The following is a 16717-nucleotide window of genomic DNA, read 5'->3' as shown; positions in this document are numbered from 1 at the left end:
CGGCGGAGATCCTGATGTTCTCGCGTCGGCTTCAGGCCGCCGTGGGTCTCGGCGAGGATCCGACCGAGCCGTCGGCCGTGCTCGGGCTGAGCTCGCCGCTGGGCTCGTCGTGCACGGGGAAGTTGCGTCCGAACGCGGGGCGTACCGGCGGCGCGGTGGGTGCAGACATGGTCGGCCCAGGGAAGGGGCCGGAGCTCGCGGCTTGCCAGTTGGACGCGCTCTGGTCGGGCACGGGCGTCGGCACCGAACCCGGCGCGGTGGGCTGGGCCCAGGCCCCGGAGCCGGGGGTCGGTCGCCCGACGTTCCAGGCGCCCGAGCCGGGAGTGGGGGCGCCGACGTTCCATGCGCCCGAGCCGGGAGTGGGGGCGCCGACGTTCCATGCGCCCGAGCCCGGGGTCGGGGCGCCGACGTTCCATGCGCCCGAGCCCTGCGTGGGCCCGGTGTCTCGCTCGACCCACGGGGGAGGAGCCGGCGGGGGCGGGCGCCAGGCCCGAGCGCGCACGGCCGGGTAGCGCGGGTCCGCGTGATCGCCGTGCTGGACGGGCTCGAGCACGGCCGACGGCTCGGTCGGATCCTCGCCGAGACCCACGGCGGCCTGAAGCCGACGCGAGAACATCAGGATCTCCGCCGGTCGCTCGTTGGGATCCGGGCGGCTGGCGACCTCGAGGATCTGCTGGAGTCGCGGCGGCAACCCGAGGTGATCGAGGGGCGCGCCAGGCTCGAGCGGTTGGCCCGTGAGGATCTCGACCACGAGCGCGGCTGCGCCGAGCACGTCGGTCTCGGCGCGGGGCTCGTAGGGCGACTCGAACAGCTCGCGCCCGGCCTGGGGCAGATAGCCGGCCTGGACGAAGCGCTCGAAGTCGGGGGCGAAGGGCAGCAGCGCCCCCTCGGCGGTGCCCGAGAGCAGCGCCTGCGGCATCCCGCCCGTCGGGTACATGAACACGTTGTCGACGGTGACGTAGCCGTGGGGATAGCGCTCGTGGAGGACGCCGAGCGCCTCGCACAGCTGGACGGCGATCGCGACCGCGTTGAGGGGGTCGAGGGCGTGACCGGCCTGCCAGACCTCGTGCAGCCACTGGCGCAGGGTCGGGCAGCCGGGGTCGGGCCGCACGACGAACAGGGTGTCGAAGCCGTCCTCGCCGAGCGGGAGCCGAACGCAGCCGTAGGTCGGCAGCAAGTTGGGGTGGCTGATCTCGCCGGCCAGGACGATGCGGTGGCTCAGGAGGTCCCGCAGCTCCCGCTGCATCGTGACGTCGGGAGACAGGACCGTCAGGAGCAGGAGGCTCTTGCCCTGGCGGGCGCGGAAGCGCTGGCCGTGGGGCGTCGCGCCGAGATCATCGAGCACGACCATCGGGGTCCCCGGTTGTTCACCAGGAATCCTCAGGTCTTCGGGATCGACGATGGCGCCCGGGGCGAGCACGCGGCGCGAGCATAAGCCAACTCAGGGGCTCGCGCGACGGTCGTCTCGCTGTGAGCGGATTCCGCTCAGCAGCGACTGCGCTGACTCCCGGGTCAGCCCGGCCGTGCTCTTGTCTGCGATCACCGATTCGACCCACGGCTCGACCTCGGCCCGGATCTGCGGCGTCGTCGCGCGCATCGCCCCGAGCGCCTGGATGGTCTTGAGCCCGTAGCGCTCCTGCGGCATGAGGAGATCCTCCCGGTCATGCTCGCCGTCGGGGCTGGCGTAGAGCGTGATGCGCTCGCAGATGAACTGGCGCTGCTCAGGCGTCAAGCTGTCGTAGGCGTGGATCAGCGCGAGGTTGGAGCGCTCGTCGGCGAGCACGCCCAGCGAGTGCACGATCGCGCATTTGGTGGCCAGCGGCGCGGCGGGCAGGCGCTGCTCGAGCAGATCCGCGGCCTCGCGGCCCTTGCCGCTGTCGCGGTGCTGGGCCAGGGCCCAGGCCGCGAGGCGCTGGATGGCCTCATCGGGGTGGTACAGGGCCTTGTCGAGGACCGGCAGCGACTCGGCGTTTTGCAGGTAGCCGAGGCCCCAGATCAGGCGCAGATCCACGGGGCCCCCGGCGTCGAGCTCGGCCGCGAGCGCGGCTTGCACCTCGTCGGCGATCGCCTGGTGCTGGAGGCGGGCGAGGCTGAGCAGGGCCTCGCGCTGGACCGGGGGGGCGCCGTTGCGGACCCGCTCGATGAGGGCCGGGACCCGGTTGATGTTCATGGCGTCGTTCTCCTTGTGACGGCCGATCGCCCAGGCCGCCCAGGCCTCGACCTCGGGGTCGCCATCGAGGAGCTCCGACTCGAGAATTGTCAGTACTTCCGGTCGGATACGTGCAGATAGTTCAATCACTGCCTGCTGCTGTTGTGCGCTCGTGGAGCTCGCGCTGCGGAGGGTGTAGGCGTGCTCGCCGATGTCGCGCCACCAGTTGTCGAAGCCCCGATTGACCAGGTTGAACAGGCCGTAGGTCAGGCCCACGCACACGACCACCACGATCGGAAAGCTGACGCTGCTGCGCTGCATCGAGGCCGCGACCTCCTCGATGTCGTCGCCCTTGCCGACGAAGCGGCCGGTCTTGCCCTGGAGGCTGCGGCGGAAGGCGCCCTTGAACAGGACCTCGTCGAGCCACAGCCCGTCGACGAGGCCGGCGAGGACCATCGCGCCGTAATAGAAGATGAACAGGACGTCGGGGTTGCCGGCCCCGACGCGGAGGTAGGACGACACGTAGACCGCCGCGAACAGCCCGATCAGGTTGGCCGAGACGACCGCCAGCCACAGCTTGACGCCGGTTCGTCGGGGCTGGTTCCGGCCATATTCTCGGGGGGCTTTCGCGGCCATGGCGTGGTTCATACCGCGTGCTGACCACGTCTGGCGCGGTCGGTTCCGGTATTTGTGCCGGGTCGGGTCGAGATCGGGGCCGAGATCTGCGTTTTTTTGGTGTCTGGGCCGGCCTTGCCTAGCTTGCGAAGCGGTGACCGCACAAGCTGCCCTTCGCACCGACCGCGGCCAGGCGGAGCCTGGGGTTCGCGCCGTCCGCCGCCGTGAGCGGGCGGGACCTCGGCGCAAGCGCGCGCCGACACCTGCCGCCCAGCGCAAGGCCGAGCGCGCCGTCGATCTGGATCCGAGCGCGCCCGAGCTGCGGGCCACACCACAGACGCGCCACGAGCCCGAGCGGCGCGGCCTTCGGGGCTGGATCGCGGTCCTCGCGGGCGCCGAGTCCATCGCGATGTTGGCCGCCACCGCCACGGCCGCCGCGGTCCTCGCCGGAGCGTGGGAGACCAGCCAGTCGGCCGAGCGCACGGTGCCCGGCTTGACCCTCGCCGGCGAGGAGGTCGGCAAGCTCGACCGCTCTGGCGTCGAGGCCGAGGCCTTGGCCGCGAGCGAGCGGACCCTCGATCGGGGGATGACCCTGACCGCAGGTCCGGTCTCGGCCAGGACCAGCGCGCGCGCGCTCGGGGCTGTCCCCGATCCCGAGGCTGTCGTCGAGCAGGCGCTCCGCTACGGCCGCAGCGGGGATCTCGTCAGCGATCTCCAGGCCCGGGCCCGGGCTCGGCGCGGGCTGGTCGATCTGCGCGTCGGCATGCGCTTCGATGAGCGCAAGGCGCTCGCGCAGCTGGTCGAGCTCGCCCCGGCCGTCGACACGATGTCGCTCCCGACCCGCCTCGATCTCGAGGCCCGCAAGGTCTTGCCCGCGACCCACGGGACCTCGTTGCTGCCCTACGACTCCCTGTCGAGCGTCGCGATCGGGCTGGCCTCGGGCGTCGATCACATCGAGCTCGCGGTCGCGCCCAAGCCCGCCGTCGCCGATCCGCTCGCCGAGCAGCTCGCGGCCGAGGGCATCGACGCGCTCGACGTCGGCGTCGTGGTCGGATCGTTCTCGACGCCCTACTCGATGGAGGCCAGGGCCGCCGATCGGACCTCCAATCTAAAGGTCGGCGCCGCGGCCCTCGACGGCTACGTCTTGATGCCCGGTGAGACCTTCTCGTTCAACGAGGTCGTCGGAGCGCGCAGCGCGGAGAACGGCTACCGCTGGGCGCCGGGGATCTCGGGCGGGCAGATCATCGACGTGCTCGGCGGCGGCATCTGCCAGATCTCGAGCACGATCTTCGGCGCCGCCTTCTTCGCGGGCCTCGAGGTCGTGCGCGCGCGCCCGCACAGTCGCCCGAGCGGCTACGTCGACATGGGCCTCGACGTGACCGTGGTCTGGGACACCGTCGATCTGGTCCTGCGCAACCCCTTCGAGTTCCCGGTCGTGCTTCACATGACCGTCAGCCAGGGCCAGGTCCAGGCCGAGATCCTCGGACCTCAGCGGCCCTACCAGGTCGCGTTCGAGCGCTCGCTGGTCGAGTCGATGCCCTTCGAGACGGTCTACCGGACCGACCCGAGCCTCTTGACCGGGACCGAGGTCGTGGCCCAACGCGGGATGCGGGGCTTCAAGCTCGAGCGCGTCCGCAAGCTCTACCGCGGCGGCGAGGTCGAGTCCGAGCAGAGCTGGGAGCTCCGCTACCCCGCGACGCGGGAGATCATCCGGGTCGGAACCAACCCGAGCGGCGAGGTCCCCGAGGTCAAGAAGCTGCCGCCGCTGCGCGACCCGGCGGCCTCGATGCGGCTGATGCAGTAGGCCCGCTTTCGCCGGTTTTTCGTGCTCGGCCCCGAAATGTTTTAGGCGAGAAGTCCAGCCTCTCAGGAGTCAGAACATGCGTGAAATGCACAAGTGGAAGGACAAAGTCGAGCTGTCTTTGGATAACCGTCAGATCTTCTTTCTGTTCTTCGGTCTGTCCGTGATCGGCTGCTTCGTGTTCGCGCTCGGGATCATGACTGGGCGTCGGATCCACTGGGAGCCGGGCCAGGAGGTCGCGGCGATCGGCGGCGGAGACTCGCTCGCGTTGCTCGAGGCCGACGCGGAGCAGGACGAGCGCTTCGCGTTTCAGCAAGGTCTCGCCGAGTCCGACGCCGAGGCGATCCCGCCGACCCGCGATCCCGAGGTGCCGCCCCGCGACGAGGGCGAGGTCCGGGCCGAGCGGGCCGCGCAGGCCGAGGCTGCGGCGCAGGCTGAGGCCGCGGAGCCGGCCAAGCCGAGCGAGGCGGCGCGCGCGGTCGAGCAGCACGAGGCCGAGGCTGCCGAGCTCGACGCCAAGATCGCCGAGCAACAGCAAGCCCTCGCCCACACTGCGCCCGAGGCGGCTCAGGCCAAGCCCAAGACCGAGGCCAAGGCCAAGGCCAAGACCAAGGCCAAGGCCGGGGCAGGGGACGCAGGCTCGGCGAGCAAGGGTAAGCGCATGTTCACGCTCCAGATGAAGGCCTTCTCCCGCCAGGAGGACGCCGACAAGCTGGCCGAGAAGCTGCGTCACGACGGCCACGACGTCCGGATCGAGAGCCATGAGGTCCGCGGCCGGACCTGGCATCGCGTGCGCCTGGGCACCTTCGACAGCTGGGACGACGCGGTCGCGGCCAAGCAGAGCTTCGAGCAGGCCCAGCACATCATCGCCTACGTCGTCAGCCTCTGAGGTCCACCCTCGAACACGCAGACGGGCCCGAAAGGGCCCGTTTTCGCGATCGGGCCGCCGCGCGCGGCCGCTTTCGATCTTCGGGTCTGCCTCCGGGGCGCAAAATTCGTTACAACCCACGCTCCGTGCCGGCTCCGCACAACAGCGCCGACAGCCCGGTGATGCGGCAGTTCCTTGCGATCAAGGGCCGCTATCCCGACGCGATCGTGATGTTCCGAATGGGGGACTTCTACGAGATGTTCTTCGAGGACGCGGTCACCGTCGGGCCGGTGCTCGACATCGCGGTGACCAGCCGCGACAAGAACGCCGAGGATCCGGTGCCCATGGCCGGGGTCCCCTATCACGCGATCGGCGGGTACCTGCGCACGCTCGTCGAGCGCGGCTTCAAGGTAGCGATCGCCGAGCAGATGGAGACGCCCGAGGAGGCGCGCAAGCGCAAGGGCCCGAAGATCGTCCGCCGCGAGGTCGTGCGCGTCGTGACCCCGGGCGCGCTGCTCGACGAGGAGCACCTCAGCGGCGGCGAGCCGAACTACCTGGTCGCGCTGGTCCCCGGGCCGCGGGCGGCGGCGTTGATCGATGACGATGGACGCGAGCCGCAGGCGCCGACAGACGGGAACGCCAAGTCCAAGTCCAAAGCCAAGGGCAAGGCCAAGGCGGCCGCACCGCTCGCGGCCGCGCTCGCGGCCCTCGACATCTCGTCGAGCGAGTTCGTGGTCATGGGCTGCCGCCGCCTCGAAGATCTCCGCGCCGAGCTCGCGCGCCTGAGCCCGCGAGAGATCCTCGCCCCGGCCTCGACCCACGCCTGGCTCCGCGCTTCGCTCGGGCCCGAGTGCCCGGCGCTGACGACCGGCGACTCCCTCGACGGGGCCGCCGATCCCGCGAGCCTGATCGGGCGCGTCCGCCACCTCTATGAAGAGGGCGGGACCGGCCTGGCCCTCGGCGCGGACGAAGCCGAGGCCGCGGCCACGGCCCTCGCCTACGCCGAGGCCACGCAGCCGGGCCAGACCCTGCTCCTGCATCGTCTCCGCCGCCACGAGCCCAGCCGCCACCTGATCCTCGACGAGACCTCGCTGCGCAACCTCGAGATCTTTCGGACCCTGCGCGACGGTCAGGCTCGGGGCTCGCTGTCGTGGGCCGTCGACCGAACCCAGACCTCCATGGGCGCGCGGCTGCTGCGGGCGTGGATGGGCGCGCCGCTCCTCGACATCGCGGCGATCGGCGCGCGCCAGGACGGGATCGCGGCGCTGCTCGGCGAGTCCCGGCTCCGCGCCGAGCTCCAGTCGCGGCTCAAGGACGTGCGCGACGTCGTGCGCCTCGCGGCCCGAGCCCGGCTCGGCACGATCAGCCCGCGTCAGCTCGGGGCCCTGCGCGCGAGCCTTCAAGCCGTGCCGAGCCTCGCGCAGCTCCTGGCCGAGCTCGGCACGCGGCGGACAGACAAGTGCTTGCCGGCGATCCTGGACCTCGGCACCGACCTGCTCGCCGACCTGTGCAAGCGGCTCGAGGCGACCCTCGTCGACGATCCCCCCGCGGTCGCCCGCGACGGCGGCATGATCCGCTCGAGCGTCGACGCGGTCCTGGCCGAGCAGCGCGAGCTCGCGGCCGGCGGTCGGACCAAGCTCGCCGCGATCGAGAGCCGCGAGCGCGAGGCGACCGGGATCACCAGCCTCAAGGTCAAGCACAACAACGTGTTCGGCTACTTCCTCGAGGTCCCCAAGGCCCACATCAAGAAGGTCCCGACCAACTGGGTCCGCAAGCAGACGCTGGTCAACGCCGAGCGCTACGTGACCGAGGAGCTCGCGGGGCTCGAGGCCAAGGTCCTCGACGCCCAGACCCTGGCCCTGGCCCGCGAGCACGAGCTGTTCGAGGCCCTGCGCCGCGAGGTCAGCGACGCGGGCGAGCGCCTGGTGACCCTCGGCGACGCGCTCGCGACCTTGGACGTGCTCGCCGGCCTCGCCGAGGTCGCGGAGGTCCACGACTTCGTTCGCCCGCAGCTGCTCGACGCCCCGGAGCTCGAGATCCGAGAGGGGCGCCACCCGGTCGTCGAGCGCATGCTCGGCGCGGGTCGCTTCGTCCCCAACGACACGGAGCTCGCGGCCGGGACCCACGGCAGCGCCGACGCGGCGCGGCTGTGGGTGATCACCGGGCCCAACATGGGCGGCAAGAGCACCGTCATGCGCCAGGTCGCGCTGATTGCGATCCTCGCTCACGTGGGCAGCTTCGTGCCCGCCGCGAGCGCCCGGATCGGTCTGATCGATCGGGTGTTCACGAGGGTCGGCGCGGCAGACGACCTCGGCCGTGGCGACAGCACCTTCATGGTCGAGATGCGTGAGACAGCGCAGATCGTGGCCCAGGCGAGCCCGCGCTCGCTGGTGCTGCTCGACGAGATCGGCCGGGGCACCGCGACCTTCGACGGCCTCGCGCTGGCCTGGGCGATCACCGAGCACCTCCACGATCAGGTCGGCTGTCGGACGATGTTCGCAACCCATTACCACGAGCTGTGCGGGCTCGAGGCGCGGCTGGCGGGGGTTCGCAACGTCCACGTCGCGGTCCACGAGCATCGCGGCAAGATCGTGTTTCTCCATCGCGTGGAGCCCGGTCCGGCCGGGCGCAGCTACGGTATCCAGGTCGGGCGCCTCGCCGGGCTCCCCGCTCGCCTGTTGCGCCGAGCCCAGCGGATCCTCGATCGCCTCGAGGCCCAAGAGCGCGCAGCCCCGAGCTCGCAGCTCGATCTCTTTGCTCCGCGAGCGCCCGATGACCAGGGCCAGGCCACGCTCGACCCGCTGGCCAATTCGGCCGCAGCGCTGTCCCCAGCGGCCGCTGACGTGCTCGCGGAGATCGAAGACTGCGATCCGGATCAGCTCACCCCACGCGATGCCCAGGCGCTGATCTACCGCCTGTGCGATCGACTGCGCGCAGGCGAGTGAGCGGTGCTACTTCGTTGTCTTCGGAGATCGACGGACCCGTGGTCTGGAGCACGCCATGGAGCCTCGCCGCGCCGTGATCCCCGCTCATAAAAATCGCTGCGGGCCCCGGAATCGCTATGATAGATTGCCCGCGCGACCCGGAGACTCAAATGCGAAAGTTCCCCTTGTTTACAGCCTCTTTCCTTGGCCTTGTCCTGAGCCTGAGCGTGTCCGCATGCGACGGCGATGACGGTGACGCAGACACCATGGCCGGTGAGACCGGCAGCGGCGATGGTGATGGTGACTCCGGTGACGGCGACACTGGCAGCAGTGAGTGCTTCGAGCAGCCCGAGATCTGCGAGCAGTTTGTCCGCTGCATCGGGGCGCTGGTGCCCGACTCGGCCGAGACCGTCGAGGCCCAGTATGGGGCCGAGGGCTCGTGCTGGTGTAACGCGACCGAGGAGGAGGCGCAGGGCTGCTACAGCACCTGCAAGAGCGAGGTCGAGAAGGCGCTCCTGAGCCACCCGACCGAGAGCCAGTGCCACGAGAGCGTGTGTGCCCTCGATGAGCTCGATCCCGACCAGCCCTACGGGCCGATCGTCGACGGCGCGTGCTCGGACTACATCTCGCAATCCGGCGATCCGATCCCGCAAGAGCCGTTCATGAGCCCCCTCGGAGTCTCGGGCGGCTTCTGTGCGCCGGAGTGCTCGGGCCTCGCCAACGCGTGCCCCGAGCACACCCAGACCTCGGCGCAGGGCACCTGCTACCTCAACGGTGCCGACGCCAGCTACTGCGTCTCGCGTTGCTACGTCGACTCAACGGTCATCGGTGGGACCCAGTGCCAGTGCGGCGCGACCTGCCAGCCCTCGGGCTCCCCCGACGGCGATGGCAACATGCGCGGGTTGTGCACCTTCGAGTAGCTCTTCACCGACGAGCTGACGAACGTCGATCCCCTCGGGTCGACGTTCGTTCGCGTTTCAGCCTGCTAAACTGGGCCAGCCTTGTTCCGCAGCCTCCAACACGTAGCGATGGCGCTGCTGCTCTCGGGCGCGACGCTCGGCTGCGCTCCGGCGTCCGAGCAAGACCCCGAGCCGATCCCCGTCAGCTCGCTGAAGCCTGGGCTCGCGCTGCGCGGTGGCGACTTCGCAACCCGCGAAGACCACCTCGTCGAGCTGCTCGTCCACGAGGGCCACGTCTACGTTGCCAACAGCACCCTCGGCGTCAGCAGCCTGCGGCTCGACGACGACGGCGGCGTGACCCGGACCGACCCGGGCAGCGAGGGCGAGGAGCTCCTGCGCTGCACCAGCCTCGCCGTCCACGTCGCGTCCGATACGCTCTACTGCGGATCGGATGCCCCGTCGGGCTTGACGCCCCTCGTACGTCTCGAGATCTACGACCTCTCGACCCCAGGGGTCGCGAGGTGGCGCGAGGGCTTCGAGCTCGAGCAGTGGGGGACACGGGATCTCGAGGTCGTCGGGGAGCAGCTGCTGATCCACCATTTTGACGGCGGGCTGTGGACCGCCGAGATCGGCCCCGATGGCTCGCTGTCGGGGTTGAGCGACACCGGCGTCAGCGGCAACGCACGGGTCAGCGCGGGCGTCGGCGGGCAGGTCGTGACCTTGTTCGCGGACGCCGAGGGCACGGGCGCCGAGCTTCGCTTGCTCGAGCCGGGCACCTGGGCCGAGCTCGATCGACTGCCGCTGCGCGGCCCCGCGCTCGGCCTCAGCGCCGACGCCGAAGGCGGAGCTCGGGTCGGCGTCGGGCTCGGCTCGGGCGGCATGGCCGTGGTCGAGGTCGAGGGCGGGCAGCTGCGCCTCGAGCAGACCCTCGAGCCGCCAGCGGTGGTGACCACAGGCTTGCTCTCCGGTGATGTCGCGATCGCCGTGACGCTCAGCGGCGCGTTCGCCTGGAAGCTCGACGAGCCGACGCCGCGGATGTTCGGGTTTGGGCCGGCGGGCAAGCTCGGCTTCGCGCGGGCGGGCAACATGCTCCACGGCGTGATCCATGACGGCGAGCTCCTGACCTCGGACTGGCTGTGGGTCGAGCGCTGGGCGATCGACCCCGAGGGCGAGGTGCTCGATCTCGATGTCCCCCGGGGTATCTATGTTCAGCCCGAAGGCCCCGTGCGCTGGCGCATGCGCAACCCTGGGCGAATTCCGCTGCGGGCCGAGCTGTGGTTCGATCGCGAGCCGATCTGGGCCCGCGAGCTTGGCCCCGGGGCGGTCGTCGAGGTCGACCTCCCTGCCTCGCTGCGCGCCGAGCTGCTCGCGTCCGACGAGCCCAGCGCTGCGCTGAGCGTGCGGTCCTACGATCCGAGCGTACCGAGCGAGGGCGAGCCGGTGTCGAGCACGGTCGTGGTCCTCGCCCAGCGCGAGCCTGACGAGCTCTTCCCGCCCGCGACGGGCGACGTGTTCCCGACCCTGACCCTCGCCGACGCCGACCAGCAGATCTACACGCTCCCGACCGCCGCGGGCAGCCAGACCATCTGGTTTTGGCCCGACTGCGCGCTGATGTGGCCGCAGCTCGAGGATCTTGCCTGGCTCCGGCGCGAGGGCTGGGACCTCGGACGCGGCGAAGCGATCATGCTCACGAACACCGACGTCGCGCCCGACGGCTTCATCGATCGCTGGGATCTCTCCGGCGCGACCTTCGGTCTGTGGGGCGTCGCCGCGCCCGAGATCGGCGGCGCCAACGACCACATCCACGAGGAGGACATCTACCTGCCCTTCTTCATCGAGGAGATGCCCGGGGACGCGATGCCGACCGACTACGTCATGGACGGCGACGGCCGCATCCGCTCGATCGAGCGCATGTACCGGGGTCCGTGGACGCTGGCCGTGCCCTGGCCATGGGAGTAGGTTCAGGCCCATGGCGCGCCGCAAACGACGCTACTGGCTGATGAAGAGCGAGCCCGACGTCTACTCGATCGACGATCTCGCCCGGGACAAGCGTGGCGAGTGGGAGGGCGTCCGCAACTACCAGGCTCGCAACTTCATGCGCGACGAGATGGCGATCGGCGATCTCGTCCTGTTTTACCACTCGAACGCCAAGCCGCCCGGGGTCGCGGGCGTCGCCCGGGTCGTGACCGAGGCCTACCCCGATCACCACGCCTTCGACGAGGCCTCCAACTACTACGACCCCAAGTCCGATCCCGAAGCTCCCCGCTGGTGGATGGTCGACGTCGAATTCGTCGAGAAGCTCCCGGAGCTCGTCACGCTCGACGCGCTCAAGGCCGAGGCTCAGCCCGAGGGGCCGCTCGAGGGCATGCTCGTGGCGCGGCGAGGGCAGCGACTCTCGATCCAGCCCGTCGACAAGGCGCACTTCGCCCGGGTCTTGCGACTCGGCGGGGCCAAGACCCGCGTTCGCTGACCACGAGCGAGTGCAAAGTTCGGAGCGGATGTGGTACCTTCCGCGCCCGGAGGCAGCATGAAGCGCTCGATCTGTGCAACTCTCGTTCTGTTGGTTGGTGTCTGTGCTCAGGCTGGCTGCGATCGCGGCGGTCAGACGGAGGCGCCCGATGTCAGCAACGAGGAGAACCTCGTCGGCTCGCGCGACGCCTATGACACCGAGGACGAGGAGTCGGCCCTCGACGAGAGCTACGGCGAGCGCTCCGAGCTCCCGCCGCTCAAGAAGCCCGTCGAGCAGTGCACGGGCAAGGGCAGCAAGCGCGAGTGCAAGATGGTCGATCCGCAGCCGGAAGTGACCGCGGCCCACGGCGCTCGCAAGCTCATGGGTCGGTTCCGCTGGGGCATGGACCTGAAGACGGTCATGGCCCAGCTCGAGCGGGACATCGAAGACGAGTACGCCGAGCGCCAGGCCAAGACCAAAGATCCGATCGAGCAAGACAAGAACCGCGAGTGGAAGCGCGAGCAGGTCGGCGAGATCGCCAAGAACCACGTCCGGTTCGAGGAGGCCGCCCACCACCGCTGGGGGGTCTCGCTCATCGGCCACGAGTTCAAGGACAACGAGAACGAGGAGATGGTCTGGATCAAGTCCCCGACCTTGAAGAAGTTCTACTTCTTCAAGGAGGGTGAGCTCTACAAGATCGTCTACGCCTACGGGACCCAGGCCTGGCCGGGCCTGACCTACCAGCAGATCCTCGACCAGAAGTTCAAGAGCTGGTTCGGCATGAGCCCCGAGAAAAAGTTCGAGGTCGACGAGGAGACCCAGATCAAGCTGATCGACTACGTCCAGTGGGACTCCGCCGACAACGACCGCGTCCGCGCGTTCGACATGACCGCGGTCCACGGCGCCTTCGTGGTCTCGGTCGTCAGCGGTGAGGCCGAGGACGAGTACGGTCCGCGGCTCCCAACCGGGCTCGAGAGCGGCGAGTTCACCGACGACGTGTCCGACGTGCTCGGCGGTAGCGACATCTGCTACGACGACGAGGGCAACATGATCGAAGACACGGAGAAGTGCAAAGAGCTCCGCGGCGACCTCGACGAGTAACGCGGGGGCGAGTAGACGCGGGACGAGTACCTCGCCGCTGCGGCGAGGTACGAACTAACGGTAGCCGTCGAGGTGGGCGGCGCGCTCGAGGAACGCCGCCCCGAGCGTGATCGCCACGACCGACAAGCTCGCGAGCGCGAGCGCAGACCAGGCGCTGACATCGGGCACAAACAGCTTGAGGGTCAGCAGCGCGGCGAAGCTGCACAGGCCGACGCCGAGCGAGACCAGGCCGCGAAAGCGGAGGTCGGCGGGGCGCAGCAGCTCGAAGCGCTGGTACCAGGCGAACCCGGCGAGGTGGGCCTGAGCCTGCTCGCTCTCGAGCGCGAGCGTGGCTCCGACGAGCACGACGAAGACCACCGCCAAGGCGATGAGGGCGCCGGCCGTGTTGGCCTGGGTGAGGTTGGCGAGGTATCCGAACATCGCGGCGAGTCAGGGGCAGGGGTCAGTGCTCCGCGGGCGTGCGGCGGAGGTCAAAGCGATAATAGATGGTCGCCTGGGGCATGCCAGGGACGGGGGGCCCGCCGTGGGTCGCGTCGACGATCTTGGTGCCGATGCCCTGCGGCGTCGACGGCGGGACTCGCTCGTGGCTTCGGTCTGCGACCACGGCCTTCATGAAGTCGGTCCACAGCGGGATCGCCGTCGTGTAGCTCGCGTCCTCATCGCCGAGCGAGCGCTCGTTGCGGTCGTCGAAGCCCATCCAGGCCGCGGTCGCGTGCCGGGAGGTGTAGCCGACGAACCAGGTGTCGGTGGTCAGGTCATCCCAGCGTCCATCACGCATGAAGTGGCCCGAGGAGGTGCCGCTCTTGCCCGCCGCGGGCGCACCGATCGAGTTCGCCCGGGTCGAGGTTCCGGAGGTCACGACCTCACGCAAGAGTCGGCTGATGAGAAAATTGGTCCGCGGATCCACGAGCTGCGCGGGGGGATCGCTGGCCAGCGCGGCCATGCGATCGATGCGGCCGGCGATGTCGACCGCGCCGTCGAAGGGGTGGCGCTGATCGATCCGCAGCTGGCCGTGCTTGTCGGTCACGCGGCGGAGGTAGACCGGGTCGCGGCGGCTGCCGCCCCGGGCGAACACCGCGAACGCCCCGGTCAGCTCGTCGATGTGCACGCACGAGGCTCCGAGCGACAGACCCTTGTCGGCGATCAGCTCGGTCGTGAACCCGAGCTTGCGGGCGAAGTTGATCACGTCCTGGATGCCGACGGCCAGGAACAGGCGGATCGAAGGGGTGTTGAGCGACTTGATCAGGGCCGTGCGCAGCAAGACCTTGCCGTCGATCGTCTTGTCGATGTTGCGCGGGTTCCACTCCTCGCCGGGCTCGGGCTCCCACGGCTTGGCCTCGAGCACGTCGTCCATCTGCCAGCCCTCGTCGAGGGCCAGCGCGTAGTAGAAGGCCTTGAACACCGAGCCCGGCGAGCGGCAGGCCTGGGTCGCGCGGTTGTACTGCGAGCGGTCGTAGTCGACCCCGGGGGCCATGGCCTCGACGTAGCCGAGGCCGTGATCGTAGGTGAACAGCGTGCCTTCGACCCGCGGGGTCTGGCCGAGCGAGAGGGTGAAGGTCCCGCGCTCGTCGTCGCGCTGAAGCTCGCCCTCGGCGTTGAGGTGGGGGCGAACCCAGACGACGTCGCCGATCTCGAGGGCGCGACGGAGATCGCCGATCGTCTTGTCGTTCTCGCCGCTTCGGGGGTCGTAGGGGGCGGCCCAGTTGGCCCCGCGCAGGAGCAGCGAGCCCTCGACCGCGCCGAGGTCGACCACGGCCTCGTAGCGCTCGAGCTCGGTCACGAGCCCGAGCAGCCAGCGCTCGGGCGCGACGAAGGGCTGCTCGCCGTACTCGCTGAGCATGCGCGCGTGGAGGCGCTCGCGGGCGGCCGGCTTGCTGAGGTGGGCGACCGGTCCACGCCAGCCCTGGCGGCGGTCGAGCTTGCGCGCGGCGTGGTCGACGGCGTGATCGGCCGCGGCCTGAAGGACCAAGTTGGTGCCGCTCTCGATCACGAGGCCGTCGCTGAGCACGGCCTCGGGCCCGAGCCGCTCGCCCACGACCTGGCGGACGTGCTCGGCGTAAAAGGGCGCGCGCCAGCGGAAGGGATCGCGGAGCTTGGCGAGCACGATCGGCTCGGCGCTCGCGGCCTCGGCCTCGCTGGTCTCGAGGTAGCCGGCCTCGACCATGTCGAACAGGACCTCGTCGCGTCGGCGCTGCGCGAGCTCGGGGTTGGTCACGGGTGACCAGCGGCTGGGCGCCTGGGCGAGCCCGGCGATCAGCGCCGACTCGGCCAGCGTCAGCTCGTCGAGCTGCTTGTCGAAGTAGCGGCTCGCGGCCGCTCCAACCCCGTAGGCGCCGTGGCCCAGAAAGATCTTGTTGAGGTAGATCTCGAGGATCGCCGCCTTGCCGACGCGGGACTCCATGCGCAGCGACAAGATCGCCTCTCGGACCTTGCGCTCGAGGGTGCGCTCTTGATCGGACAGGAAGCTCTTTGCGACCTGCTGGGTGATCGTCGAGCCGCCCTGGACGATCGTGCCCGACTTGACGTTGGCCTTGGCCGCGCGCGCGAGGCCGCGAAAGTCGAGGCCGTTGTGCGCGTAGAAGCGGCGGTCCTCGGCCGACAAGAACGCGGCGATCAGCGGCTCGGGGACGTCCTCGAGCCGGGCGTAGGCCCGATGTTCGCGGGCGAGCTCGGCCAGCAAGGTGCCGTCGGCGGCGTGGATCCTCGTGACGCCGGGGGCCTGGTCTCGGTAGGCCGAGACCGAGTCGAGATCCGGCAGGTCGCTCGCAAAGTAGCGGTAGGCCGCGCGCCCGACCATCGTCAGGCCGAGCAGCGAGAGCAGCGCCACGAGCACGACATAGCGAAAGAGCCAGCCCAACAGGCCAGCTCTCGCGGGGTTTGTGACCCAAACCCTAGCCAGCGGCCGGGCTTGGCCGCTGGCGTCACTCGTTGGGCTACTCGCCATTCACGGGGGGATCGCTGGTGTAGTTCTCGATGCCCGCCATCGCGTCGTCCTTGAGCTTGACCATGGCGTCCATCGTATCCTTGAGCTTGCTCATGCGGATGTCGAAGTACGCCTTGGCGTTGGCCTCGGGGTTCGCTCCGATCGCGTAGGTGTACATCTGGCCCGAGGGGTTGAGGAAGAGCGCCCCAGTCGCGGGGACCATCGAGACGTCGCCGCCGATCTCGGTCCGAACCATGTAGGCGTTGGCCGACATGATCTTGTCGCCCTCGCACTTCTTCAGTGACTTGGGATCGAAGCCCTCGGGCAGCTCCGCGGGGATCTCGTCACAGATCGCGGACACGTACTCCGCGAGGATCGAGCCGCCTTGAGGGTTGACGAGCACGACGAAGCTCGACGGGCCCTGGGCGCGCTTGGCCAGGATCGCCTCGTTGGCGCCGATCCAGCCCTTGAGGATGCCGACGTCGAGCTGGAGGCTGTTGTTGGCCTCGGCGAGGCTGAAGATCGCCTTGATGACGTCGGGGTGCATCGAGCCCATCTGCCAGCCAAACACGTCGCCGAGCTCGGCGTAGGTCGGCTCGAGCTCCGAGAGGGCAGCGACGGCCTTCTCGCCCTCCTTCGCCTCGAGGGCGTCTTGGGCCTCACCGATCTTGAGCGCGATCCGCGAGCGGGTCTCCTCGATCTCGGTGACCTTGGCCTGGATGGTCTCGGCCTTCTTCTTGGCCGCGGCCACGCGATCCCGCGAGTCGATCGCGCGATGACCCATCCAGCCGAGTCCGGCACCCACGCAGATGCCGATCAGGCCGGCGAAGATCGCTAGCCCGGCTCCGCCGCGACCCTTGATCTCGCCGCCGACGTCGTCGATCAGCCCGGCGTCGGGATCGAAGGCGACCCCGCCGGACATCGGATCGCTGGCGATGTCACCTTTGGGGGCGGCGGTCGCTGGGGCAGCGGCCGCCGCCCCCAAAGG

At 69.9% G+C, this 16717-nt stretch carries 12 protein-coding genes; 7 read left to right on the top strand and 5 right to left on the bottom strand.

Annotation, left to right across the window (positions count from 1 at the left end):
- Window positions 1–31: 31 nt before the first annotated feature.
- Together ENSA5_RS31585 and ENSA5_RS31580 are read right to left on the bottom strand one after the other, a co-directional pair.
- A complete protein-coding gene (locus ENSA5_RS31585; protein ID WP_106395443.1) occupies window positions 32–1420 on the bottom strand; it encodes a serine/threonine-protein kinase in 1389 nt (462 codons plus the stop codon).
- 21 nt (window positions 1421–1441) lie between these two features.
- On the bottom strand, window positions 1442–2785 hold the full coding sequence (locus ENSA5_RS31580) for a HEAT repeat domain-containing protein (protein ID WP_146156327.1): 1344 nt from the start codon (window positions 2783–2785) through the stop codon (window positions 1442–1444).
- 133 nt (window positions 2786–2918) lie between these two features.
- On the opposite strand from ENSA5_RS31580, the gene ENSA5_RS31575 reads away from it, so the two are divergent.
- From ENSA5_RS31575 to ENSA5_RS31545, 7 genes are all read left to right on the top strand, one after another.
- Complete coding sequence (locus ENSA5_RS31575) at window positions 2919–4568, top strand: VanW family protein (RefSeq protein WP_181198361.1); 1650 nt, start codon at window positions 2919–2921, stop codon at window positions 4566–4568.
- A 76-nt stretch (window positions 4569–4644) separates the two neighbouring features.
- Window positions 4645–5454, top strand: coding sequence for an SPOR domain-containing protein (locus ENSA5_RS38625; RefSeq protein ID WP_181198360.1), 810 nt, complete (start codon window positions 4645–4647; stop codon window positions 5452–5454).
- A 125-nt stretch (window positions 5455–5579) separates the two neighbouring features.
- Complete coding sequence (gene mutS / locus ENSA5_RS31565; protein ID WP_106395439.1) at window positions 5580–8378, top strand: DNA mismatch repair protein MutS; 2799 nt, start codon at window positions 5580–5582, stop codon at window positions 8376–8378.
- 206 nt (window positions 8379–8584) lie between these two features.
- Entirely contained in the window at window positions 8585–9277 is a 693-nt protein-coding gene (locus ENSA5_RS31560) for a hypothetical protein (protein ID WP_146156324.1), read from the top strand.
- 81 nt (window positions 9278–9358) lie between these two features.
- Entirely contained in the window at window positions 9359–11215 is a 1857-nt protein-coding gene (locus ENSA5_RS31555) for a hypothetical protein (RefSeq protein WP_146156323.1), read from the top strand.
- A gap of 10 nt (window positions 11216–11225) precedes the next feature.
- Window positions 11226–11726 carry an EVE domain-containing protein gene (locus ENSA5_RS31550; protein ID WP_106395436.1) on the top strand — a complete coding sequence of 167 codons (501 nt, stop codon included), beginning with the start codon at window positions 11226–11228 and terminating at the stop codon, window positions 11724–11726.
- 57 nt (window positions 11727–11783) lie between these two features.
- The gene (locus ENSA5_RS31545; RefSeq protein WP_146156322.1) at window positions 11784–12806 is read left to right on the top strand and encodes a hypothetical protein; all 1023 of its coding nucleotides are present in this window, start codon (window positions 11784–11786) and stop codon (window positions 12804–12806) included.
- A gap of 54 nt (window positions 12807–12860) precedes the next feature.
- Here the strand turns inward: ENSA5_RS31545 and ENSA5_RS31540 are convergent, their stop codons facing one another.
- The 3 genes from ENSA5_RS31540 to ENSA5_RS31530 form a co-directional block, all read right to left on the bottom strand.
- Window positions 12861–13226 (bottom strand): hypothetical protein, encoded by a 366-nt coding sequence (locus tag ENSA5_RS31540; protein ID WP_106395434.1) that lies wholly within the window; start codon window positions 13224–13226, stop codon window positions 12861–12863.
- Window positions 13227–13248: 22 nt separating this feature from the next.
- A complete protein-coding gene (locus tag ENSA5_RS31535) occupies window positions 13249–15663 on the bottom strand; it encodes a penicillin-binding protein 1A (protein WP_181198359.1) in 2415 nt (804 codons plus the stop codon).
- Window positions 15664–15739: 76 nt separating this feature from the next.
- The coding region (locus tag ENSA5_RS31530; protein ID WP_219906900.1) for a hypothetical protein at window positions 15740–16717 on the bottom strand (978 nt) is incomplete at its 5' end.

Origin of the sequence: Enhygromyxa salina (genome assembly GCF_002994615.1) — a bacterium.
GTDB lineage: Bacteria > Myxococcota_A > Polyangia > Nannocystales > Nannocystaceae > Plesiocystis > Plesiocystis salina_A.
Note: the sequence above shows the minus strand (reverse complement) of the source record. Positions and strands in the feature narration are given on the sequence as shown.

Excerpts from the sequence above, each read along its gene's own strand:
- ENSA5_RS31580 (WP_146156327.1), bottom strand. The coding sequence starts at position 2,785 with ATGGCCGCGAAAGCCCCCCGAGAATATGGCCGGAACCAGCCCCGACGA.
- ENSA5_RS38625 (WP_181198360.1), top strand. The coding sequence starts at position 4,645 with ATGCGTGAAATGCACAAGTGGAAGGACAAAGTCGAGCTGTCTTTGGAT.
- ENSA5_RS31550 (WP_106395436.1), top strand. The coding sequence starts at position 11,226 with ATGGCGCGCCGCAAACGACGCTACTGGCTGATGAAGAGCGAGCCCGAC.
- ENSA5_RS31545 (WP_146156322.1), top strand. The coding sequence starts at position 11,784 with ATGAAGCGCTCGATCTGTGCAACTCTCGTTCTGTTGGTTGGTGTCTGT.
- ENSA5_RS31540 (WP_106395434.1), bottom strand. The coding sequence starts at position 13,226 with ATGTTCGGATACCTCGCCAACCTCACCCAGGCCAACACGGCCGGCGCC.